This is a genomic window from Ferrimicrobium sp. (assembly GCA_022690815.1).
GTDB lineage: Bacteria > Actinomycetota > Acidimicrobiia > Acidimicrobiales > Acidimicrobiaceae > Ferrimicrobium.
Genome location: JALCZJ010000020.1, coordinates 14,346 through 37,862 on the forward strand (window position 1 = coordinate 14,346; position 23,517 = coordinate 37,862).

The window sequence follows — 23,517 nt, forward strand, 5'->3', positions numbered from 1 at the left end:
TGCAGCACCTCAATCTTCAATCTTCCCAAGGTTCCCAGGCACCTGCCTCTCTCACACGTCGAAGCTGTTACGAAGTCAGCACCCACCAACAGCCCGTATCCTCACACGCAGCACACAGGACTCTTGCGACCATCACGAAGGACTTTGGCCCAACCAACCCCAGACAGGGCGAAACCTTACTGACGCGGTTGGAGCTCCACCCGACATCGAACCACGCGGCGGTTCAGTTATACCTCGCTATAATGTTGAGCAAGAATGTTCGATTCTCGCTCAACCGCAAGCATCTCCGATGCCGATGGTCGTTTGTGCCAATTTTTCTGTACAGCATTGACCAAAGGTTCAAATTTTGATACACTGGTTGCGTGAAGGGCACCGGGCGAGTTCGACGAACGTTGAGCGATTATCAACCCCCCTACAGTTCCTACAAGTTTTGAAAACGGCAACACATGAATGAGAAGAGATAACAATGGTTAACAAGCAAAGCGCAAACCCATCAACGGAAGCAAAGGGCCGCCGGCGCTCCGCTCAGGCTGAAGTCGACACGGCTCTCGCGGCTGCTGGTCTTGGAGCGGACTCGATTCGTCTGTTCCTAGACGATCTGGCTAAACATCCTCTTCCATCCTCAGCCGAACAGGTAGAGCTTGCCAAGCGTGTACGCGATGGCGATGAGGATGCCAAGGTCGAGATGGTTGCTGCCAACTTGCGGCTTGTTGTCCACTGGGCTCGTCGTTATCAAGATCGTGGGGTCGAGCTTTCTGACCTCATCCAAGAAGGTACCTTTGGGCTGATTCGCGCCGTCGAGAAGTTCGACTGGAGACGCGGGTTCAAATTTTCGACGTACGCCACCTGGTGGGTGCGTCAGTCGCTCCAGCGAGCCGTTCACAACCATGGCCAGTCCATTCGGCTGCCGATGGAGGCCGCCGAACGATCTCGCAGAGTCGACAACGTCTCGCGAGAACTGGCTGCCGATCTTGGTCGTCCTCCAACTGAGGACGAGATCGCCATCGCATCCAACCTCTCGCACTCCCAACTCGCCGACGTCCGCCACGCCGCGCGCGTCGTGGCGAGCCTCGATCAAGCGGTCGGCCCCGAGGGCGAGACGAGTCTTGGAGATCTCGTGGTTGGCCCGGACACCTCGTTCGAGGATGACATTGATGATTCAATCTCTCGTGAGATGCTGCGCAAAGCGGTGGCCGAGCTCGACGAGTTGGAACGCGACGTCGTCACCCTTCGCTTCGGCCTCAACGGCGATCGTCCTGCATCGCTCGAGGCGACAGCTCGTATGCTCGGCATCGGTCCACGCAGGGCACGTCGACTCGAGGCTTCAGCGCTGAGCAGATTAGCTGATCACCCAGCGCTCAAAACCTCAGCAGCTTAGACACAGAGCTGCCGACAATGCAGTGACGGCCTGGCTCGACAAGGCCACGCCCCTTGGAGCTAACCGCATCGAGGATAGCCAATGAACGTGGGTCGTGGGTGCGTCATGTACTTGGGTTGCGGGTACGCCCATGAACATGGGGGCGAAGCAAGACTTGCAGCCACACGACTGGATCGACCCTACGCCACCGGTGGGTAGCCGTGGTGGCTATGCGTTGGTGGACCCCAACATAGCGACGCACAAACCGTACCGCGCTGTCGCCGGCTGCCGTGCACACGACGCGTAATGCCTAGGTTAGTGGCGTTATCAACGCCGCAGGCAGACGCCATCGACCAAAACACCCAACGCCGTTGTGTCCGGACATCTTGCGCTCGATCATTAAACGTCGAGCATCCATCCCGGATCGCGACGTGGACTCGCTCTCTCAAGTCCTGTCAATCTCGCGCCAGACTGACTCGAATGTGAACCCACGCATCACACGCTCTTGGCAAGCGCCTCAAGTACAGCCACGAGTGCAGCCGGCAGTGGGGCTGCAACCTCAAGCGGTGCCCCAGTGCTTGGGTGAGTCAATCCTAAGACGTGAGAGTGCAAAAAGACTCGATCCCTGAGCAACGCACTGCGCCCTCCGTAGGCTTGATCGCCAACCAAAGGGTGGCCGATGGCACTCATATGGACCCGAATCTGATGGGTCCTGCCGGTCTCTAACGCCAGTTCGACGTAGGTGTAGGCACCGAACCGCTCGATCACCCGAAACCGGGTGAGCGCATGCCGGCCCTCAGCAATAATGGCCACTCGAGTTCGACTTCGATGATCACGCCCAAGCGGTGCGTCGATTACTCCTTCGTCCTCGTCTACCTCACCCTCCACCAGGGCTCGGTAGTGACGACGCATGGCGTGGCTACTCACCTGCTCCTTGAGTGAGCTAAATGCTTCGGGTGTACGTGCCACCCCCATAACGCCAGAGGTGGATTTGTCGAGTCGCTGATAAATGCCGGGCCTTAGCGAGGGCTCATCGCCAACGTTAGCGATTCGTGGATCAAGGGCGAGGACTGTGCTGACGAGCGTCGGGGCCGGGTCACTCAACGTGTTGGCGTGTACAAGGAGTCCTGCCGGCTTATCCACTAGAAACAGCGCTTCATCAAAGTACAGAATCGGAACGTCGATGGCTGGGGCAACTTCTCGTTGGGTAACAACGACCTCGATTACCAGCAGGTCGCCAGTGCTCAGGCGGAACGACTTCGAACGCTGTACCCGTCCGTTGACGGTGACACAGCCAGCGTCGATGGTGCGTCCAGCCACGACTCTGGACTGATCCGTGACAACCGACACCGCCCGATCGAGGCGTTCGCCAGCGAGTGTCTCGCCGATTTCAACGCTGAGAACGTTCATGTCGTCCATCCAGTACTCCTGCGATCAACAGAAGGATAACCCCGACCGTGATCGCAGAGTCGGCAAGGTTGAAGATTGGCCAGTGTGGAAAGCGAATAAAGTCGATGACGGCGCCATGGTTGTGTCGAAAGAGTCGATCCGCCAGGTTTCCGAGCGCACCGCCCACCACCAGTGATGCAGCAATACGCTTGAGGCGCGATGGCGTCAACAACGCATAGACGCCAACACCGACGGCGATCACGATCGCGGCGATCGTGATCAGCAAGGGGTGTCCTTGACCAATCGAAAACGAGAAGCCGGAGTTAAAGGTCAGCTGCAACTTGATCGGTCCGAGAATATCGATAGGGCCGCGTCGTAGCGCGTTCTCCGCCCACGTCTTGGTGACCTGGTCAGCCAGGATCACCAGCGCTACCACCACGACGACGGCGGTAGCCCGTGACCGAAAGCTCCTCATCGATTGCGCGGCAAACCGCCTTCTTTGCATCGCACACACAATCGTGCGAAGGGCAGTGCCCGTAGACGAGCACGCGGAATTGGTTGCTTGCAGCTCTCGCACAGACCGTAGACGCCTCGATCCATCTTGCGCAGCGCGAGGTCGACTTCTTCGATGGCAGCGAGCGCCGACCCTGCCAACGCGAGGTCGCGTTCACGATCGATCGCCGTCGTTCCACCTTCGCCAGACTCCTCATCGAATTGGACCTCGGCGGGCTCATTGTTTTGTACCATGCTGTCAGCTTCGGCGCGCAGCTGGGCTGCTTGCTCGCCATAGTGCTTACGCTCGGTCTCGAGCAGGAGACGCTGCTGGCTCACAAACTCCTCGTCTGAGAGTTCGTCAAGCACATCATCATCCATGTTAAGGTATTCCTCGACGGGATCGATCGGGTTTGATTCCTGGGTGATCTTGGCCATCTGTCTTCCAATCTACTTCGAAGCACGGCGGCCAGCCATGCTGCTCATTTGGATCGCTCTACTCTAGCCGACATCCGAGCACAAACTGCATGGTAGGCCAATCCCACGACGATCCCGCCATCAGACAAGCTCATCCTCACTCGCTACCAGGTCATTGCCTATGTCCGACTAGCGTAGCTACATGAGCGACCACGAAGAAAAGAGCCCATACCCTCATCAACCAGGCGCACTCAATCTCCCCGACCTCGAGCATGAGATCCTCGCCTTCTGGGACAACGACGACACCTTTCGAGCCTCGATTGCCAAGCGCCGAGACGCTGGGGGCGAAGCCTTCGTATTTTACGACGGCCCTCCCTTTGCCAATGGGTCACCCCACTACGGCCATCTCCTAACTGGCTTCGTCAAGGACGCCATTCCCCGGTACCAGACCATGCGAGGCAAGGTGGTCGAACGACGTTTTGGTTGGGATTGTCATGGATTGCCGGCCGAGATGGCTGCCGAGAAAGAGCTCGGCGTGAGCGGGCGCGACGGCATTGAGCAGCTCGGCATCGATCACTTTAACGACCACTGTCGGGCGCTAGTCCAGCGTACGACCGACGAGTGGTTTCGCTATGTCACACGACAAGCCCGGTGGGTGGACTTCATCGACTCCTACAAAACGATGGATACGAGCTTCATGGAGTCGGTCATCTGGGCCTTCAAGCGGCTCCACGACAAGGGCCTGGTCTACGAGTATTACCGGGTACTCCCCTACTGCTGGGAGTGTGAGACTCCACTCTCGAACTTCGAAACCCGTCAAGACGACTCCTATCGCCCACGGATCGATCCTGCCATTACGGTGGCCTTCCGGCTTCCACCTCGTGACGATGGCGATGACCCCATCGTGGACGGTGAGCTCCACCTGCTCGCGTGGACAACCACGCCGTGGACACTTCCCTCGAACCTGGCGGTCGCCGTCCGCCCCGACGTCGAATATTCGGTCTTTCGCGACGGCGACGACCCAAGGCTCTTTGTCATGGCGAGCGAGCGACTTGCTGCCTACCATGATCGGTTCCCCAATTTAGTGGTCGTCACCACCGTCACTGGAACCCAACTGCTCAACCGACCATTTGTACCAATCTTTCCTTTTTTTGCCGATGTTGACAACGCCTTTCGAGTCATCGCAGGGGATTTCGTCACGATCGACGAGGGAACCGGTATCGTGCAGATGGCTCCAGGTTTTGGCGAGGAGGACCAGCAGGCCTGTGAAGCCGCCTCCATCAAGGTTGTCTGCCCGGTCGATGAAAAGGGGCGTTACACCAGCGAGGTGAGCTGGTACGCCGGGACACAGGTGTTCGAGGCCAACGAAGCGATTAAGTCCTACCTACAAGAGCAGGGGCTCTTGATCGAAGCAAAGCCCTACGAGCACAGCTATCCGCACTGCTGGAGGACCGACACGCCACTCATCTACAAGGCGGTGAGTTCCTGGTTTGTCAACGTCACAGCACTTAAAGACCGACTTCTCGAACTCAACCAAGCGATCGAGTGGGTTCCAGAGCACGTCAAGAACGGGGCCTTCGGCAAGTGGCTTGAGGGAGCGCGTGATTGGTCGATCACCAGAAATCGATATTGGGGCTCACCAATCCCAGTGTGGAAGAGCGACGACCCATCCTATCCAAGAGTCGACGTCTATGGATCGCTCGATGAGCTTGAGGCCGACTTCGGCGTACGACCAAGTGACCTCCATCGACCGAGCATCGACGAACTCGTTCGGCCCAACCCGGACGATCCAACCGGTAAGGCGATGATGCGTCGCGTCCCTGACGTGCTCGACTGTTGGTTTGAGTCGGGCTCCATGCCCTTTGCTCAGCTTCACTACCCCTTTGAGCATCGCGAGAACTTTGAGGCGAACTTCCCGGCTGACTTCATCGTCGAGTTCATCGGCCAGACACGTGGCTGGTTTTATACGCTCCACGTCCTGTCCGTCGCCCTCTTTGATGCCCCGCCCTTTCAGCACTGCATGGCCCATGGGATTCTCCTTGGCAACGATGGACGAAAGCTGTCTAAACGCCTGAAGAACTTCCCCGATCCATGGGAGGTTTTCGAACAGATCGGTGCTGACGCCATGCGCTGGTTCCTGCTCTCGTCATCGGTGCTGCGGGGCCAAGAGATGATCCTCGAACGTCAGGCGATGTTTGACACCGTCAAGCGCGTGATCAACCCAATCTGGAATGCCTTCTCGTTTCTCGCGCTCTACGCCGAGGCCGACGGAACCCGCGGCTCCTTCGATCCCACCTCCACACATCTACTGGACCGCTACATCCTCGCCAAGAGTCGCCAGCTGACCGAGGAGGTCACGCAGTCACTCGATCACTTCGACCTCTCTCGGGCAACCGCCGGCATTGAGGACTTTCTTGATGTTCTCAACAACTGGTACATCCGCCGTAGCCGGGACCGATTCTGGGCAGCAAAGGGTAGTGCCCCTGAACTTGACCATTCAAAACAAGAGGCGTACAACACGCTACACACGGTGCTCGAGAATCTGACGACGCTCACCGCCCCACTCCTCCCTATGCTGAGCGAATACCTCTACCGGGCCTTGACCGATGCCCGTAGCGTCCACCTTGCTGACTGGCCATCTCCAGATCGCCTAGGGGCACCCGAGCCCGACCTCGTGCGTGACATGGACCTCGTGCGTGAAATCTGCTCACAAGTTCACAGCATCCGCAAGGCGACCGGCATGCGGGCACGCCTTCCCTTGCGATCAATCACCGTCGCAAGCCTCGCGCCACGTGATCTTGATGCATACGTCGACCTCATCAAGGCTGAAACGAACGTCAAAGCGGTACACGTCACCGGTGACTTTGATCGCTTCGCACACCAACGTCTCACTATCAATCCAGCGCTGCTCGGCCCTCGGCTTGGCCCAATGACCCAAAAGATCATTCAAGCCGTCCGCAACGGCCACTATAAGCTCGAGAATGACACACCAATCGTTGACGGCACTGTCCTTCAACCAGGTGAGTACGTCCTCGTCCTTGAGCCCACCGATAGCGTATCGATGCGCGTTCTAGGTGACCGAGCGACGGTTGTCGCACTGGACCTCACCACCGATGACGCACTCGAGCTTGAGGGGCTTGCGCGAGACGTCATTCGCGCCATCCAACAACACCGCAAGGACTCGGATTATGACGTCTCTGACCGGATCGATCTCACGATAGCGGTCGCTGATCCCTCGCATCGACTGGCCGAAGCCATCGGCCGCCATGCCGACGACATCACAACCCAGACCCTCGCCCTCACGCTCGAACTCACCCGTGCCCTAGACGATACGATATCTGCCACGATGGTGGAGATCGATGGATGTCAGCTAGGCATTGCCAGTGTGGTGGCAAGCGACTAGAACCCTACCACACAATGTATGGCTGTCACCGCGAACCCAACACCGGGAGCAATCTCGCGCCCTGGGAAGTCTTGGCCCTCCAGAGACGTTGAACAGGTCAGGGTGATCAACCCCACTGACGAACAATGATCCCGATCAAGGGTTTAGTGAATGAGTTGAGAGGAATTCATATGAGCACACGATCAGACCAAGCAGACCTGCGTTCACTCCTCGACAGGGTTCCATGGGGGAGGCGTGTGCTCTTGCTTGAGGATGACAAGGGCATTCCCAACGATGCCGAGGTCTCGATCATCACGGACACCGTTGATGAGCACCTGATCGAATCCGTGCGACAAGGGGCCAAGGTTATCATCGTCGCCACAAAGCCGGATACAACCCGAAGCATCGAGGCGCTCCTTGGCTACTCGGAGTTCAGCTACCGACAACGCAGCGAGTGGATACTAGCACCGAATCACCAACTGCCGTTCCTCGCGAGAACCCCGGACGAATTTGCAGCTCATAGCGCACTGGCGACCTTCACTGCACCCACCGAGGCGCACATCCTCTTCACCGTCAACATCGCTCTCACGAACTACACCGTCGCAAGTCGACAGTCACTTGGGCGCGGCACGTTAACGGTCTTGGGCATCGACATGGCGACCCTCACACAACCCGGCACTTGGCTGGATCAATGCATGGGATTGATGTTGGCTACACAACACACCGCCACCAAGCACGAATTCGGCATCGGCGTCATCGGCTACGGCCCCTACGGTGGCATGGGGCTTTACCATGGTACCGCCGCAAACCGCACTCCGGGGCTCCGGATCGCAAGCACCATGGATGCAAACCCAGAGCGAATCGCCCAAGCAGAGCTTGATTTTCCCGGCATCGTCGGCCACACGAGTGTCGACCACCTTCTCAGCGATAGCGCCACTGACATCGTGGTCATCGCGACACCACCCAACACCCACTTCACCCTAGCGTTACAGGCACTGGAGGCAGGCAAACACGTCGTGGTCGAGAAGCCACTCTGTCTCACCACCGACGAGGCTGACAAACTCATTGACACTGCCCAAGGCAATCATCGCGTGTTGACCGTTCACCAAAACCGCCGCTGGGATCAGGACTTTCGTACGCTTGCCGCGCTGCTAGACACCAACGTCATCGGCGAGGTCTTCAACATCGAAACGTCCGTCAGCTCCTTTGACCACCCGTGTCGTGCATGGCACTCGGACAACGACGTCTCGGGAGGGCTCGCCTACGACTGGGGAGCCCATCACATCGACTGGATCCACCAACTCTATGGAACCCCCCCGGAGCGTGTCTACGCCTTTGGTCAAAAACGTCGTTGGCACGAGATGACGAACCTCGACCAACTCCGCATTCATCTGCAGTTTTCCGACGGTCGCGAGGCCACGTTCTTTCAGAGCGAGCTCGACGGTTTCCGTCGTCCTAAGTTCTACGTCCAAGGGACCCAAGGAACCATCATCGGCAACTATAGGCCGCTCGAACAACACCGCGTTGAACCAGTCTTTGGCTATCAGGTCGATCGCTACCATTACGCCGAAGCACCAGTGATGCTTGAAGTTGCCCTCTACGAGGGTCCTGGTCGCCTGGCGCATTATCAACCGTCGCTGGTGGACCCCGATCCCTTCGGCTTCCACCGTAACCTAGCCGATCACCTCCTCGTGGGAGTTCCGCTCGCCGTTGCTCCAACCGACATCCGCGACGTCGTCGCCGTGCTCGAACTGGCACACCGGTCAACGGCGCTCGGCGATATTCAAGCCCTACAACCGCGTTGAGAGTTGCCGTCTGTGGCCTCGGAAGCTACGTTGCGAGGGTCGGTGTCATCCCCGCCCTTCGAAGCTCAACCTGGACGAAGTTTCTTGGTGGCTGCACATCCTCTGATGCGATCGCGGCGGACGTGCTCACCGACACCGAATACCGCTACCCCGACTACGAAGCCTTACTCTCCGACCCAGCCGTCGAAGCCGTCTATCTCCCGTTGCCAAATGACCTACACCTGGACTTTATCGAGCAAGCGGTGCACGCCGGTAAGCATGTCCTCTGTGAGAAGCCCTTGTTGCTTGACGAAGACGCCTACGATCGACTCAACCGCCTGCTAGAGGGATCATCCCAACTAGTTACCGAGGCCTTCATGAGCTCGTATCATCCCAGGCTACGTCAGGTGATCGCACGGGCGACCGAATTCGGGAAAATCGTCAGTGTCGCTACGAGCTTTACCGGCACCCTCAACCCCCTGGCTGGCTATCGACTCGACGCCACCCGAGGCGGAGGCTCTCTCTACGATGTCGGTATCTACGCGCTGTTCCCCATCGTGTCCCTCCTCGGCGCAGAGCCAGTAGCGATACACACCGAGACAACCACGACTGACGCATCCCATCCCGTAGATCTCACCCTACACTGCATGTTACGCTATGCCGATGGAGCAGTCGGAACCTTCGTAACCTCGTTTATCAGCGGAGAATCACAAAACCTACGCATCCTAACCACCGCCGCGAGCCTCGAAGTCAACAAGGCCTGCACGCCAGGGCCCAACGACATCGACTGGACGCTGACGAACTCCGACGGAACGCAGGACCACCAAGTTAGCCCGGGCATTGATCCCTACCTCGCGATGGTGAACGAGGTCTTTACCGCCTTTAGCGCAGGTCATGAACCCTCATGGACACTCGCACGCTCCCGGGAACTGGCACGCCTGCTCTATCGGATCGAACACTCGTGGCGCCAATCAGAAACCGCCACCAACGTCTTGGCTGACGGCCAGTGAGTCTGGTATCCTGGGCCAACGAGACACGAAGAGATCGCAAGAACCCGAGAGACAACAACGACTGCTCCGAAGCAGATCATCATCGAGACCGCGGCGTCACTGCCAGATCAGTCGTCCTGACGCCACAGCATGAAGGGCTCGTCCTCGTCAACCGTCTCTGAACTGATGTCATGTCCAAACACAAACTCTTGAATTGGTCTGGCCTCTCGGCCTTGGTCCCCAGCGTGTGCGGGGGTATGATCCTCTCCATCACCAACACGATCACCAGTTACGGTCTCGACGCGTGGCGTCTGGGGCACCACCAAAGACTCCGAAGACGTTGGCTGTTCCGGGCAAACGGTCCCACGTGGCTCCTTTGAAGGCACAGATCCTGAAGAGAGGTCAGCCACATCTGCGGATTCTTGTGCAAGTGCACTGGTGAGCCAACCTGGTTCGGCGCTCACCGCAATATCGTTGTCCCCATTCAATCCCGGCACACCTTGCGAACGAGCGGTGCCTTCGCCCTCCAGCATGGACCCATCACCAACTCGAACGAGCGACAGCAAGCTCCCAATCTCATCCGTGATTTTTTGACGCACCGCTCGATCACGGGCGACGATGTTTGCCAATTGCTCCTGACGCCGGGTGAACTCTCCTTCAAGCTGACCAAGCTCCTCAAGCAGATTCTTACGGCGCTCCTCCTCGATCAACTTCGAAGTACTGCGGGCTTCAGCGAGGATGCGCTCAGCCTGGCGCTGAGCCTCGGCTCGAATCTCCCTCGCCTCCTTCTCGGCGTCACCACGCAGCTGATCAGCAGCCTGTTGTGCGACAATAAGGGTGCGCTGAATCACGTCGTCACCGACCTTTGCAACGCCAGGGGTGACCGGTGCTGGTGGATTGGCTTTCAGTCGTGCCAACTCCTCTTGCGCCTGGGCTAGCTGGGTCTCAAGGACTTCGACACCCTTTGCAACCTGCTCGAGGAACTCGTCGACATCCTCCTGGTGGTACCCTCTCATGCGCTCGCGGAACTCCACTTCACGGATCCTTTGCGCATCGACTGCGTTTCCCTCCACGGTACTCCTCCCCTACGAGCCCAAAACCACATAGCTCGAATCTTGGATGTTACTACTATCGACCCAGACTGAGTCGACACTTAAACGACACCCTCGCTAAACCCGACTGAAGATGGGAATGAGAATTAACTCCACCACCAAGATGACGATCAGCGGGGCAAAATCAAATCTGATCGAGCTGCCCCCAACGGAGGGGATCAGCCGGCGGATTGGGTTGAGAACTGGCTCGGAGAGCCGAGTCAACAGGTAACGAAACCGGTCCATTGGGCCACCGGGATTCGTTACCGGGAACCACGTCATGACCACATAGAGCACAATTACGATGACATAAAGCTCTAAGAGATCAACGATGATTCCACTAAGACCCATGCAGTCCAACTCCCTTCGCTACCGTGCGCTGGCGCATCCGAAACATCTCTTCGTCGGCCACCTCGACGCGAGCCGGCGAGAGCAGATATACGCTCGTGCTTATCTCTTTCACTTTACCACCTAACGCGTAGGTAAGTCCTGAGGAGAAGTCAATAATACGGCGACGCAGATCCCGATCGACACCTTCAAGGTTGATAATCACCGGCTGGTCGGACTTCATACGATCACCAATTTCTTGGACATCGGCGTACTTTGTCGGCAAGACGAGGTGAATCTTTGCACGCTCAGGCTGAGGGTTAAACGGACGGACTACCGCACTGCGATACTGCTGCGGATCTTCGCGCTGTGGCTCCGCGGCGCTTTGGACGCCTCCAGAGACGACTTGCACCCGTGGGGATGGCTCACGCCGTTCATAGACGGGTGACTCAGGAGGCTCAAGATCAGTAACCTCCCCGTCCATCTCGTCTTCTTCAGTAATCCCTAGCCATGCAAGTGCACGCTTCAATCCCGCCATCGGTCCTCCTACCCCACTCGTTAACGCCTTATCGTAGCACGTGATTACTCACGTGCACCGAATAAAACACTACCTAACCGCACCATAGTAGCACCCTGAGCGACGCCTACCTGGTAATCGCCGGACATTCCTAAAGAATATTCCCGTAAATCCAAAGTTTGGCCCAACGAATACACGTGCCCGAAGTAGGCAGCGACCCGATCTGCACCTTCTGGTAGCGCCATCCCCATCAAACCAACGACCTTTAGGCCAAGCGCGCGACCTCTCGTCACCAACTCCACCACCTGATCGTCGTCAGCCCCGTTGCGTCCCTCTGGATGCCCGGTGGGTGCCACCTGAACAAGCAACTCGCCTTCAAACCCGATATCAGCTAACGCCTCGAGCTCAACCTCGCGCGAGACGGTCTCAATCATCGAAACATACGAACAGACTTGACGAAGGCGGCGGCGCTGGATGGCCCCGATATAGTGCCAACGGACGTTCAATCCCCGCTGACTGGCCTGTTCGGCCTTAGCGACGAGTTCATCGGCGTAATTCTCACCGAACTCATCGAGACCTACTTGGGTACCAGCGATGACAGCATCGAGTGGATGTCGCTTGGTGACGGCAACGACCCGAACCTCATCCGAGCCACCACACCGCCGAATCTCCGCCCTCACGCTAGCCAGACGAGCTCCGAGGTCGTCGTAGCCGACCATCAGCGGCCTCCTGCACCCACCAGCGTCAACTGGCGCATCGATGTTCTATCCCTGCGGTAGGAGTGATACCCGTCATCACAGAAGGTACACTGCTCGACGGCGATCATGGATCCAACCCGGTTCTGTTCAAGTACCTGCTGGACCCCGTGCTCCAACGAGAGGTTGTCACCGTCGAAACTCGCTGCACCGAATCGTTGTTCAACGATGTAGCGCTCCGGTCCAAGAAACTGGTAGCAACAGGATCGGATATGTGGCCCGATAACCGCCTCAAGACCATTGCCCCCAAGTCGCGATAGCCCAGCCTCGATGACGCCGCCAACAAGCCCTCTCCAACCAACATGCAACGCAACAGCGTCACCATTATGGTTAGCTAGTACCAGAGGCAAGCAATCGGCTGTCGCGATACCTGCCACCTCAGGCCGACCAGCAGCGAGATAGATGCCATCGGCTTCAACTCCTTCGCCATCGTCAGGGACGGAGATCACCCTGGTGCCGTGCACCTGACGTACCCGAACCAGGCTTTGACTGCCCCCGAGTACGCAACAGGCCTGTTCGACTGTGTCCGATCGATCAGTAAATGCAACCCTCACGCCACTACGACGGAGCGAGAGCGCAATCATCAGCGGAGAAAAAAGGGTACGTCACCATCGTCAGGATCCTCCGGATCCGGATCCGGAGGATCCTGTGACGGCGACTCAGTTGTCACGTTGGGAACACCAAAATCAGGCTCCTCAACCAGCGGAGGCGTCACGACCAGCTTGGGGGAGCCCTCACCCCACACGTCAAAGCCAGCGGCGATGACGGTGACCTTGACCTCATCCTCCATGGATTCATCAATCACGCTACCGACGATGATGAGTGCGTCGCTGGATGCCGCATTTTGAATGATATTCGCAGCCTCGTTCAGCTCAAAGATCCCGAGATCCGTGCCACCAGCGACGTTCAACAAAATACCTTGAGCACCATCGATCGAGGTTTCAAAGAGCGGGGAGGTGATCGCATTGCGCGCTGCCGTCGTGGCACGATTCTCACCACTGGCGATACCGATACCCATGATTGCCGTCCCTGCCGAGGCCATGATGGCCCGGACATCAGCAAAGTCGGTGTTGATCACGCCTGGGGTGGTGATGAGATCGGTGATCCCCTTGACGCCGGAGAGCAGGATGTCATCCGCCATACGAAAGGCCGCGATCATCGATGTCTTCTCATTTGCAATCGTTAAGAGTCGATCATTCGGGATCACGATGAGCGTGTCGACATGCTCGCGCAGTCGAGCGATACCCTCATCGGCCTGCGTTGCCCTGCGCTTGCCTTCAAAGCCGAAGGGGCGAGTGACGACACCGATGGTGAGCGCTCCAATCCCACGGGCGATCTCGGCCACCACCGGGGCCCCTCCGGTGCCGGTTCCACCACCTTCACCGGCGGTGATGAAGACCATATCAGCTCCGGTGAGCGCCTCTTGAATCTCATCCTTATGCTCTTGGGCAGCAGAACGACCGATGTCTGGGTTCGATCCTGCACCCAGGCCGCGGGTGAGTTGGCGACCGATATCGAGTCGGATGTCGGCGTCACTCATCAGCAAGGCCTGGGCATCGGTGTTGATAGCGATGAACTCGACGCCCTTGAGGCCCGCTTCGATCATCCGATTGACCGCGTTGCCACCGCCACCGCCGACACCAACGACTTTGATTACGGCGATGTAATTCTGCGCATCATTCATCTCGCATCCCACCCTCGCTGAACCACTACTAAGCCTCCACTCACCTCAAACCTGGGTGCTACTGGCCTAGCGCCAGCGAGCCACCTCCGAATTTGACTAGCCTACACGATCGTTGAGGAGAACCGCTGGACTATTTGGGTCAATCACGTCGAGAACCGCTCCGGGCGTAGAAAACTCGACACAAGCGCGCACCTCGGCCTGAGCTCGCTCAGCGGAACCCAATTCGCAGATAGCCGAGTTCGCCAAGCGAACGATGATGCCGAGGCCCTTAACCTGATCGACACTGGCTTGACCGACAGGGGCCGATCCTGTTCGCTTGGAGATGCCCTGATTGGCGAGTGCACCCGCAACCGCCACCAGCGCAGGGTTCACCCACGCGCCAGCGTGAGGCAACCAGTTGCAATGTGGGCTCGACGCGACATCGTTAGGGCAGATCTGCACGACTCGTCGCAAAGCGGGACCCACCGATGACCCTGCGGGGACAACTTCACCAGCATCAGTGAGGGCAAATCCCGCCTGGATCTGGCTGGCAGTGGGGATGGTACGGAGCTCCAGGACTAAAGTTGCGGGCCACTGCCTCGTCACAGCTTTCAGTTGGATGGCCCCTCGCAGACCTGGATCGTCTGCCAACGTCGCCGCTACCTGGGCTGGGGAGGCGGACCACAGGTACTCATGTCCCAACACGACCTCAACGCGGGCCCTTGCTTGTGCACGCTCAGGCGGCGTCGCTCCCAACACGACCACCGAACGTGTCCGAAGCAAGGGGCCAACCCCAATCACGAGGCCAACCACCACGACACCGAGAGCACCGGCCCCGATCAAGACCCCATGGCATACGGGCCGACTCGATCGCTTAGGAGTCCGATGCTCTGTTCTATGGGCGCTAGGGCTCGACAACCGTCGTGACCGAGGCGATGCACGTCGATCCACCGATGAATCCTTTCGGGCGCCCATGGTGCGTTTCATCGACATCCATCCTCAGGAGAAGCCAATGAGCACCACCTCCGATCTCAGCTCGATACCGGTTTGGCGCGCCACCTGATCGCGCACGATGGCCATCAGTTGGTAGACGTCACTTGACGTCCCCGTAGGCTCAGCTTGGATAAAATTCGCATGCTTACTCGACACCGACGCACTCCCATGGCGAAGTCCTTTGAGCCCACATGCCTCGATCAATTGTGCCGCTGGAACATCGACAGGATTGGCAAAAACCGAACCAGCATTCTGCCCCCCTGGCTGGTGGGCTCGCCGCCAGGCGACGATCTCGCTAATCTGTGACTCCAGGGCCTTTGGATCTCCAACCTCAAGCTGGAGCCGAGCCCCCACCACGACCTGATCAGGGGTCAGAGCTGAGGAGCGATAGGACAGCGCTAACTCGCTGGCCGGGTGCCAGCTCGCTCCGTTGGGGCCGGCAAGGTCGACGATCGAGGCAGCCTGGAGGCTCTCCTCTAGCATGTGTCCGTGCCCACCGGCGTTCATGCGAACGGCTCCACCAACGCTCCCTGGCACCCCAACAGCCCAGGTAAAACCTGCAAGCCCCAACTTCGCAAGCCGTCGCGCCATGACTGGCAGTGGAGAAGCACCACCGAGCTCGACGAGGGTTCCTTCCTGACGAAGCCAGGAGAACCCGGCGCCGAGTGTCACCACCAACCCTGGAAACCCAGCATCGGATACCAGGACGTTTGAACCTCTGCCCAACACAAAACACGGAGGTCGCTCCTCCTGCTCGGTGATGAGGCATCTCAGGCGTTCAAGCTCCTCAACCGAGGCGACCTCAACACAAGCGGCGGCCAAACCGCCAACACGATAGGTCGTTCGCGCACCGAATGGAGCATCAAGGAGGACAAGCATGCCTTCGGCGCGAAGCCTCTCAACCAGCGGTTTGAGTGCCTCGCTCGCGTTATCACCAGACATCAGCGAGCTCCGTATCGAGCATCGTGATGTCACCTGCTCCAAGGGTAAGGCAGACGTCGTCTGGCTCCAGCAAGTCACGCACCGTCCTGGCTAGATCGTGTCGTGAGGCACAGTAATAGGCACGATCACCAAGCACATGGCGAACTGCCGCAAAGACCAACTCACCGCTGACACCCGGGATCGGATCCTCACCAGCGGCATAGACGTCGGTGACCACCGCCAGGTCAGCACCCGATAGCGCTTCTCCGAGCTCTTGGGCGATCGCGCGTGTGCGCGAGTAACGATGGGGTTGAAAGACGGCGACCACTCGACGAGCACCCAACTGGCGTGCCGCAGCGATTGTGGAGACGAGCTCGCTCGGAAGGTGGGCATAGTCGTCGATGATTCTGACGGAGTCCAACACGCGCCGATGTTGGAATCTGCGAGCGACGCCGAGATAGCGACTGAGCGATGGTGCGATCTCGGCGAACGATACCCCGATCGAGCCTGCCGCCGCTACCGCCGCGGTCGCATTCAAAATATTGTGTAGACCCAACACCGACAACTCGACACTTCCGAGTCTTCGCTTGTGTTCGAAGAGTTCGAAGGCGGTCGACGTCGCCGACATCGAGACGTTTTTGATCTGGTAGACGGCACTCTCTGAAAAGCCATAGCTCATACACTCGCGCTCAAACGCCATACCTGCTAGGAACGGATCCTCGACGCAAAGGACCGGCGGTAGCCTGGAGTTGTCAACAAAGCGACGAAAAGCCTGTTTCAGGTGGTCAAAATCTCCGTAGAAGTCCAGATGATCAGGCTCAACGTTGGTCACGACAGCCAGCGTGGGGTCAAGCGCAAGGAACGTACCGTCACTCTCATCGGCCTCCACCACCATCACGTCCGAGGTTCCAAAATGGCCGGAGGCACCTGCCTCGTTGAGCTCCGCTCCGATCACATAGCTTGGGCTGTAACCAGCGAGGGTCATCGAAAGTCCGATCATGGAGGTAGTGGTTGTCTTGCCGTGCGTACCAGATACCGCAATCACACGGCGCCCCTCTGTGAGCCCAACGAGAAGCTCTGCGCGCGTCGACGTCGGGATGTTGGCACCACGGGCGGCAACAAGCTCAACGTTGGTTGGGGCAATCGCCGTGGAGTAGGCGACAAGGTCTGCCCCTTCGACATAGGAGGCAGCATGTCCGAGGTACACCTGGGCGCCCAGTAGGCGCAGCCGTTCCAGCACAGCAGACTCTTTGAGGTCAGAGCCACTGACCTGGCGACCCGCCTCCAACAGAAGCGATGCGAGTGCGCTCATGCCGGCGCCACCAATACCGATAATGTGAACCCGTTGGACTCGATCAAGAAGGCTCATGGTCGTCGCATCTCCTCCCAGATATGCCTCGCCGCATTGGGGTGTGCAAGCCGCCGTGCGGCCTCTCCCATCGCATGCCGCCTCGCCCCGTCGGCGACGAGCGCTTCAATGGCCGTGGCGAGGGCATCACCGGAGAGGGCATCGTCTTCGATGACCAGCGCCGCCCCTGCACGCCGAAAGACCTCAGCATTCTTGCGCTGATGGTCATTCGGGGAATGTGGCAGCGGAACCACAATCGATGCGACACCCGCGAGCGCGATCTCGGTCAGGGTGCTAGCTCCAGCCCTCGCCACCACCAAATCCGCCGCCAGAACCATGCGATAGAGCGTTGGCTCATAGCCCAAGACCTGATAGTGCGCCTGGGTGGTCACCATGGCCCCAGGTGAAGGGGCAAGAGCATTGGTGGAACCCATCGCGTGGATGATGCGCACGCCACGAGCGTCAGCAAGTAAACGCGCCGCCTCCTGGGTCGCGACGTTGACACTGCGAGCACCCAAGGAGCCAGACGTCACCACCACGACGAATTCTTCTGGGCGATAACCAAGCGATGCTCGAAGTGTCTCACGATCCGCTTCGGTGACAGCCGCCCTGCGAGGTGGATTACCAACCACCAACGTCCGGGGGAGCCAGGAGTGCGGGACCGCGACCGGCCAAGCCAAAAAGATGCGCCTCGACCAGCTCCCAACCAACCGATTCGCACGCGTTAGGGCGGCGTTTTGTTCCAAAAGGTAGGACTGAGCGCCATGGCTGCGGGCAACCAGGGAGACCAACGGTGTATGAAACCCGCCGAAGCTGATCACCTGCTCCGGACGAGGCAAGCGCGCAAGGGTCGCCAGATTGGCCCTCATGGCGCCCGCGTTGGCACCCACGGCCCCAACGAGACCACGAGCGCCCCTGGCGAGGCCGACACCTCGCATGCGCGCTATGCGCACATCAAGATCTTCGGTAACCTCGTGATCGACTCGTCGATCGGTGGTGATCAACACAGGAGTGACCTCATCATCGAATGCCTCCATGACCGAGACGGCCCCATGGATATGCCCAGCCGTGCCACCGGCCGCCAGCCACACGACACGACTCATGTGATCTTCCTCCTGCGAATGATACCATTGACGAGTCCCAGTGCTGCCAGGGTGACGACGGTAGAGGATCCTCCAGCGGAGATGAGCGGCAAAGGCACACCCGTCACCGGCAAGAGACCGATGACTGCTCCAATATTGAGTGTCATCTGCACCAGAAGCCACACGCCAATCAGGAACGTCAAGGTTCGCTCGGCAGGGTCACTCAATCGCTCTGACACACGAAAAATGACCACGACGAGCGCGACGAGCAGGAGGAGGATCACAACCGATCCAAGGAGACCAAAGTCCTGCCCCACGACCGCGAAGATGAAGTCGGTCTGGGCATTGGGCACATAGCCCCAGTTTGCCAATCCGTTGCCGAGGCCGGTGCCGAGAAGATGGCCAGAGGCGAAGGAATCCAGCGCTTGGACTTCTTGATAGGAGTAGCTCATCCGGTATTCCCACGGGTGCAAAAACGACAGTAGCCGCAACCGACGATAGGTGCTCGAGAAGGCACCAGCGATCCCAATCAACACCGACCCAACCGTGACAAAGGTCAGCGCACGACCACGTACTCCACCGATATAGAGCGCTGCCAACCCCAATGAGAAGACGATCATCGCCGTCCCCATATCAGGCTCAAGAAAAATCACCCCAGCCATGACCGCGGTCACTACGATCACCGGGCCAACCAACTGGCCCGGCCGTCGTTTCGCTACGAGCTGGGCCAAGAACAGCACCAGCGCGAGCTTGGCGAACTCGGAAGGTTGGACCTGAATCGGACCCAACTGGAACCACCGATCGGCGCCGCCTACGCTGCGACCGACACCTGGAAGCATGACCCCAAGCAGCATCACGCCGGCAAGCAGCAAGAGCAGGGGCGCCATCTTCAACCAAACCCTCAGGGGAACCGATCCCATCACCACAAAGGCCAGTCCTCCGATAACGAGCCAGAGCAGCTCGTGACCGACGAGGGAGACTACCGAGGCGTGCGCGGCGATCGTCGCCACGTAGGCCGCCGCCACCTCGAGGATCGCCCCGGCGGTGACAAGAATGGCGAGTAGCCAGTAGAAGCTCGACCGGAGGCGTACTTTCGCTAGCAAATTGCCCAATGTGCGGCTACGGACGGTGGTTGCCATCGCGAACTCCTCCCCCTTGATCTCCTCGATCCAAATGGCTCATTGATCCTCCAAACCGCGCAAGCGAGCAGGGGCTATCGTGCCCTGGTCATGGCTCGCCTCGATCAAACGTCTCACGGTGACCTTGAAGTCGTCACCGCGGTCCCGATAGCTGCGGTACCAGTCAAACGATGCCGCCCCTGGGGCGAGTAGCACCACATCACCAGCCATCGCCTCCCGCGACGCTAGCGTCACCGCCTCCGCCATCGATGAGGCCATCATGGCCGGACGGCCAAGTTCGCGGAAGAGCTCGACGATGGTGGGGCCGGCTTCACCAATACCGATGACGGCCCGAATGTGTGCAGCGACCGCGCTCAACGGGTCAAATGACAGCCCCTTGCCACGACCGCCAGCGATGAGGACCACGTGGGCAAACGAACTCACTCCAGCGGCGGCCGCCACCGGCGTCGTCGCCTTGGAATCGTTTACATAAAGCACACCACGCAGCTCACCGACACGCTCCTGTCGGTGTTCGAGACCACGAAATGCCGCCAGCGTCTCTTGGATCGCCGCCGTCTCGGCTCCAGCCGCCTCAGCCGTTGCCCACGACAAGAGCGCATTGGCAAGATCGATCGGACCCGACCGACCCAACGCTGAAACCGGCATCAAAACCTCACCCGTTGGTCCGATCAACTCACCGGCATAGACCCGGTAATCGGCTAACTGATCGTCGCCAACTTGTGGTGCAAGCGAGAAGGTTCGACGCGTCACACCCGCCGGCAAGGCCGTGTTGGCAACCACCGGATCGTCTGCGTTCAAAATGGCGACGCTCCCCTCTCCTAACTGGGTAAACAGCTTGGCCTTCGCACGTCGATAGTGCTCGAGATCACCATGCCAGTCCAGATGATCGGGGGTAAAATTGGTCCAGCTCGCGGTCGCAGGTGAGAACGTGGGAGCCCAGGTGAGCTGGAATGAGCTCGCCTCGACGACATAACGGCTCGCTCCCGTTCGCGCAACCGCCGCAAACGACACCCCTGCATTGCCACAAAGTATCGCTCCTGGCCCGAGCATCTGAGCGGTCAAGGTGGCGACGGTCGTCTTGCCGTTCGTCCCCGTGATCGCGCTCACCGGCGCATCGGCTAGGAGCCAACCGAGTTCGAGCTCGCCGATCACCCGACCGGCGAGTGGCGTCAGGCCCAACCGCTGGGGTGCGAGCCCTGGCGACACCACGATCAGATCCCACGGCTCTCGAACGAGGGCTTCGATCGTTCCTAGCGACTCGAAGATCCCGCGCTCAAAGGCGACCTCACGTCCCATCTCCCGATCCTCGGCCAAGCTCAGTCGTGCACCGCTATCGGCAAGCGCGTCGACAACCCCGAGTCCACTCACCCCAAGACCCACCACGAGCACCCGTTTGCCACCGAGGTTCATCGGCCAAAGCTCCCGATCGAGAGAAAGTCGGCGTAGAAGGCGCCGACAGCAATAGCGGTCATGACGGCTGCAAAGATCCAGAGCCTGATCAACACCGTCGTCTCCGGCCAGCCATTGAGTTCGAAGTGATGGTGGATGGGAGCCATCTTGAGAATACGTCGATGAAAGACCCGAAAGGAAAAGACCTGACCGATGACGCTGAGCGTCTCAATCACAAAGAGACCTCCGAGCAATAACAGGAGAAGATCGAGGCGAAGCACGAGCGCAAACGCCCCGAGACCACTTCCAATCGCTAGTGAGCCGACATCGCCCATGAAGATCTTGGCTGGTGGCGCGTTCCACCACAAAAAACCAATGATCGCGCCGACAAAACAGATCGCGAGTGCCGCCAGGTCAAGGGCGTCATGGACACCATAAGCCACGACATGGCGAAACATCCAATACGAGATCAGCGCCAGAGCCGCAAAGGCAAAGATGGCGGCCCCAGACGCGAGCCCATCGAGGCCGTCAGTGAGGTTGACGGCATTCGAGGTACCGACCACCACGAGGACGGCAAAAATACACCAACCAACGGTGCCGAGCCCGATGCTAAGACTTCCAAGCCGCACGAATGAGATCGCGGTAGGCACATGCGCCCAGTAGTGGGCCAACAACGCAAAGGCGACCGCGACCGCGACCTGGAAGGAGAACTTGGCCGACTTCGTGAGGCCGAGGCTACGTCGATTGCGCACTTTTAAGAGATCATCGACCAGTCCAATGGCTCCCGAAAGGACGGTAACACCGACGACCAGGATGCCTGATCGAGAGAACCCAACTCCGAGGTGGACATGCACCAGCAAATAGCTCAGCACGATCGCGATGATGATCGCGATGCCACCCATGGTGGGAGTACCGGCCTTGACGAGGTGGCGACTCGGTCCATCCTCACGAATTTGCTGACCAACCCCGCGGGACCGCTGTCGGTCAATCAGAACTGGTGTCAGAAAAATCGCGACAATCAACGCCAGTCCGCTGCCGGTGAGGATCGCAATCAACGTTCGTGCTCCCGGAGTTCGAGTACCGCTCGCAACGCCTCGTCGTAGTCGTCGAAGTCGTAGCTAGCAGAACCAATCCGTTGGCTCCTCTCATGTCCCTTACCGGCGATCACCAACACGTCATCATCACACAGCTCGTGCACCGCCGTACGGATCGCCTCTCGTCGGTCAAGCAAGACGCGTGGCCTCATCGCCTGGACGCAGCCAGCAATGACATCTTCGGCGATCGCACGTGGATCCTCGGAGCGAGGATTGTCGCTGGTGACGATGACGACATCTGCCAACCGTTCGGCCGTCGACCCCATCAACGGTCGCTTCCCATGATCTCGCTCGCCGCCAGCACCAAAGACCACAAACAGTCTCCCGTGATGCCCAAGCGAAAGCCTCGCCGCGATCAGCACCTGTTCGAGGGCACCGGGCGAGTGGGCATAGTCGATGAAAATAGATCCGTGCTCGCTCGGTACCCGTTCGAGTCGCCCGCGTGGGGCCTGCACCTCCCGCGCCACCTCGATAAGATCCTTGAGGTCAAAGCCGAGTGACTCCATCACGATGAGCGACGTGTGCAGGTTCACAAGGTTATGGTGTCCAATCAAGGGTGCGGCAAATCGATAGCCACGCAGATCGAAACTCAATCCATATGGTCCAAGCGTTACATTGGTCAGCGCGTCGTCAGAGACCCCCACGACCGGGATACTCGCCTCACCCATGAGCCTACGTCCCCACGGGTCATCGACATTGATGACGCCAAGGTGGGCGTAGCTCGGATCAAACAGCGAGGCCTTGGCTGCGAAATAAGCCTCCATCGACGGGTGAAAGTCCAGATGGTCTTGGGATAGGTTGGTAAACACGGCGACGTCAACGTCGAGATACTTGACCCGACTCATGGCAAGGGCAATCGAGGAGATCTCCATCGCCGCATAGCTCCGGCCATTCTCCACAAAGCCCGCCAAACGACGAGCGATCTCAGGAGCTTCAGGTGTGGTGAGCCGACCCCAGAGCGTACCCATGGTTCCGACCCCGTAACCAAGCAGGCCCAACATCTCGGCGACGAGCGATACGGTGGTCGTCTTGCCATTCGTTCCAGTCACCCCGACCACCTTGAGCCTCTTCGAGGGCTCTCCATAGACCAGCTGACTCGCGAGGGCGACCTGTTCACGCAGGCGCATGGGATCCACCACCAGCTGTGGAAGGCTAGTTGGAGACACCGGGTCGGCCACGAGTAGCGCGATCGCTCCTTGCCGAACGGCCTCCTCCACATAAATCGACGAATCCACATGGGATCCTGGAACAACCGCGAAGATATCACCCGCTCGCAGGAGACGGTGATCCATCGCCAGACCGGACGGCTCAAGGTCCTCGCCTATCGCCCCAACGATCTTGGCGTCTAATCGACGAGCCAAATCGGCCAACCTCACTGCGGCATGCCT

At 59.0% G+C, this 23,517-nt stretch carries 21 protein-coding genes; 4 read left to right on the plus strand and 17 right to left on the minus strand.

Annotated features, from left to right (window positions below; all coding sequences use genetic code 11):
• Positions 1-466: 466 nt before the first annotated feature.
• Positions 467-1,378, plus strand: a complete 912-nt coding sequence (locus MP439_07330; protein ID MCI2975874.1) for a sigma-70 family RNA polymerase sigma factor — start codon at positions 467-469, stop codon at positions 1,376-1,378.
• Positions 1,379-1,852: 474 nt separating this feature from the next.
• On the opposite strand, the gene MP439_07335 is transcribed toward MP439_07330, so the two are convergent.
• The 3 genes from MP439_07335 to MP439_07345 are packed head-to-tail and all read right to left on the minus strand — an operon-like array spanning position 1,853 to position 3,676.
• A complete protein-coding gene (locus tag MP439_07335; protein ID MCI2975875.1) occupies positions 1,853-2,776 on the minus strand; it encodes an RluA family pseudouridine synthase in 924 nt (307 codons plus the stop codon).
• Positions 2,748-3,221, minus strand: coding sequence for a signal peptidase II (lspA, locus tag MP439_07340; protein ID MCI2975876.1), 474 nt, complete (start codon positions 3,219-3,221; stop codon positions 2,748-2,750). The genes MP439_07335 and lspA overlap by 29 nt, the downstream gene beginning before the upstream one ends.
• Entirely contained in the window at positions 3,218-3,676 is a 459-nt protein-coding gene (locus tag MP439_07345; protein MCI2975877.1) for a TraR/DksA family transcriptional regulator, read from the minus strand. The genes lspA and MP439_07345 overlap by 4 nt, the downstream gene beginning before the upstream one ends.
• 181 nt (positions 3,677-3,857) lie before the next feature.
• Between MP439_07345 and ileS the strand changes: the two genes are divergently transcribed.
• The 3 genes from ileS (at position 3,858) to MP439_07360 (ending at position 9,831) form a co-directional block, all read left to right on the plus strand.
• Positions 3,858-7,058, plus strand: coding sequence for an isoleucine--tRNA ligase (gene ileS, locus MP439_07350; protein MCI2975878.1), 3,201 nt, complete (start codon positions 3,858-3,860; stop codon positions 7,056-7,058).
• A 170-nt stretch (positions 7,059-7,228) separates the two neighbouring features.
• Positions 7,229-8,842 carry a Gfo/Idh/MocA family oxidoreductase gene (locus MP439_07355; protein MCI2975879.1) on the plus strand — a complete coding sequence of 538 codons (1,614 nt, stop codon included), beginning with the start codon at positions 7,229-7,231 and terminating at the stop codon, positions 8,840-8,842.
• Positions 8,839-9,831, plus strand: a complete 993-nt coding sequence (locus MP439_07360) for a Gfo/Idh/MocA family oxidoreductase (GenBank protein MCI2975880.1) — start codon at positions 8,839-8,841, stop codon at positions 9,829-9,831. The genes MP439_07355 and MP439_07360 overlap by 4 nt, the downstream gene beginning before the upstream one ends.
• A 107-nt stretch (positions 9,832-9,938) precedes the next feature.
• On the opposite strand, the gene MP439_07365 is transcribed toward MP439_07360, so the two are convergent.
• The 14 genes from MP439_07365 to MP439_07430 all read right to left on the minus strand — a co-directional run bounded on the left by MP439_07365 (position 9,939) and on the right by MP439_07430 (position 23,490).
• On the minus strand, positions 9,939-10,883 hold the full coding sequence (locus MP439_07365) for a DivIVA domain-containing protein (GenBank protein ID MCI2975881.1): 945 nt from the start codon (positions 10,881-10,883) through the stop codon (positions 9,939-9,941).
• Between the two features lie 96 nt (positions 10,884-10,979).
• Positions 10,980-11,252, minus strand: coding sequence for a YggT family protein (locus MP439_07370; protein MCI2975882.1), 273 nt, complete (start codon positions 11,250-11,252; stop codon positions 10,980-10,982).
• A complete protein-coding gene (locus MP439_07375; protein MCI2975883.1) occupies positions 11,242-11,766 on the minus strand; it encodes a cell division protein SepF in 525 nt (174 codons plus the stop codon). Before MP439_07375 ends, MP439_07370 begins: the two co-directional genes overlap by 11 nt.
• A gap of 44 nt (positions 11,767-11,810) precedes the next feature.
• On the minus strand, positions 11,811-12,464 hold the full coding sequence (locus MP439_07380; protein ID MCI2975884.1) for an alanine racemase: 654 nt from the start codon (positions 12,462-12,464) through the stop codon (positions 11,811-11,813).
• Entirely contained in the window at positions 12,464-13,054 is a 591-nt protein-coding gene (locus MP439_07385) for a polyphenol oxidase family protein (GenBank protein MCI2975885.1), read from the minus strand. Before MP439_07385 ends, MP439_07380 begins: the two co-directional genes overlap by 1 nt.
• A gap of 29 nt (positions 13,055-13,083) precedes the next feature.
• A complete protein-coding gene (ftsZ, locus tag MP439_07390; protein MCI2975886.1) occupies positions 13,084-14,184 on the minus strand; it encodes a cell division protein FtsZ in 1,101 nt (366 codons plus the stop codon).
• 96 nt (positions 14,185-14,280) lie between these two features.
• Positions 14,281-15,150, minus strand: a complete 870-nt coding sequence (locus tag MP439_07395; protein ID MCI2975887.1) for a hypothetical protein — start codon at positions 15,148-15,150, stop codon at positions 14,281-14,283.
• 12 nt (positions 15,151-15,162) lie between these two features.
• Positions 15,163-16,098, minus strand: a complete 936-nt coding sequence (gene murB, locus MP439_07400; GenBank protein MCI2975888.1) for a UDP-N-acetylmuramate dehydrogenase — start codon at positions 16,096-16,098, stop codon at positions 15,163-15,165.
• The gene (murC, locus tag MP439_07405; protein ID MCI2975889.1) at positions 16,088-17,446 is read right to left on the minus strand and encodes a UDP-N-acetylmuramate--L-alanine ligase; all 1,359 of its coding nucleotides are present in this window, start codon (positions 17,444-17,446) and stop codon (positions 16,088-16,090) included. Before murC ends, murB begins: the two co-directional genes overlap by 11 nt.
• Positions 17,443-18,528, minus strand: a complete 1,086-nt coding sequence (locus MP439_07410; protein MCI2975890.1) for a UDP-N-acetylglucosamine--N-acetylmuramyl-(pentapeptide) pyrophosphoryl-undecaprenol N-acetylglucosamine transferase — start codon at positions 18,526-18,528, stop codon at positions 17,443-17,445. The genes murC and MP439_07410 overlap by 4 nt, the downstream gene beginning before the upstream one ends.
• Complete coding sequence (locus MP439_07415; protein MCI2975891.1) at positions 18,525-19,646, minus strand: FtsW/RodA/SpoVE family cell cycle protein; 1,122 nt, start codon at positions 19,644-19,646, stop codon at positions 18,525-18,527. The genes MP439_07410 and MP439_07415 overlap by 4 nt, the downstream gene beginning before the upstream one ends.
• Positions 19,647-19,685: 39 nt before the next feature.
• Positions 19,686-21,056 (minus strand): UDP-N-acetylmuramoyl-L-alanine--D-glutamate ligase, encoded by a 1,371-nt coding sequence (murD, locus tag MP439_07420; GenBank protein MCI2975892.1) that lies wholly within the window; start codon positions 21,054-21,056, stop codon positions 19,686-19,688.
• Complete coding sequence (gene mraY, locus MP439_07425; protein MCI2975893.1) at positions 21,053-22,090, minus strand: phospho-N-acetylmuramoyl-pentapeptide-transferase; 1,038 nt, start codon at positions 22,088-22,090, stop codon at positions 21,053-21,055. The genes murD and mraY overlap by 4 nt, the downstream gene beginning before the upstream one ends.
• A complete protein-coding gene (locus MP439_07430; protein MCI2975894.1) occupies positions 22,087-23,490 on the minus strand; it encodes a UDP-N-acetylmuramoyl-L-alanyl-D-glutamate--2,6-diaminopimelate ligase in 1,404 nt (467 codons plus the stop codon). The genes mraY and MP439_07430 overlap by 4 nt, the downstream gene beginning before the upstream one ends.
• Positions 23,491-23,517: the final 27 nt, after the last annotated feature.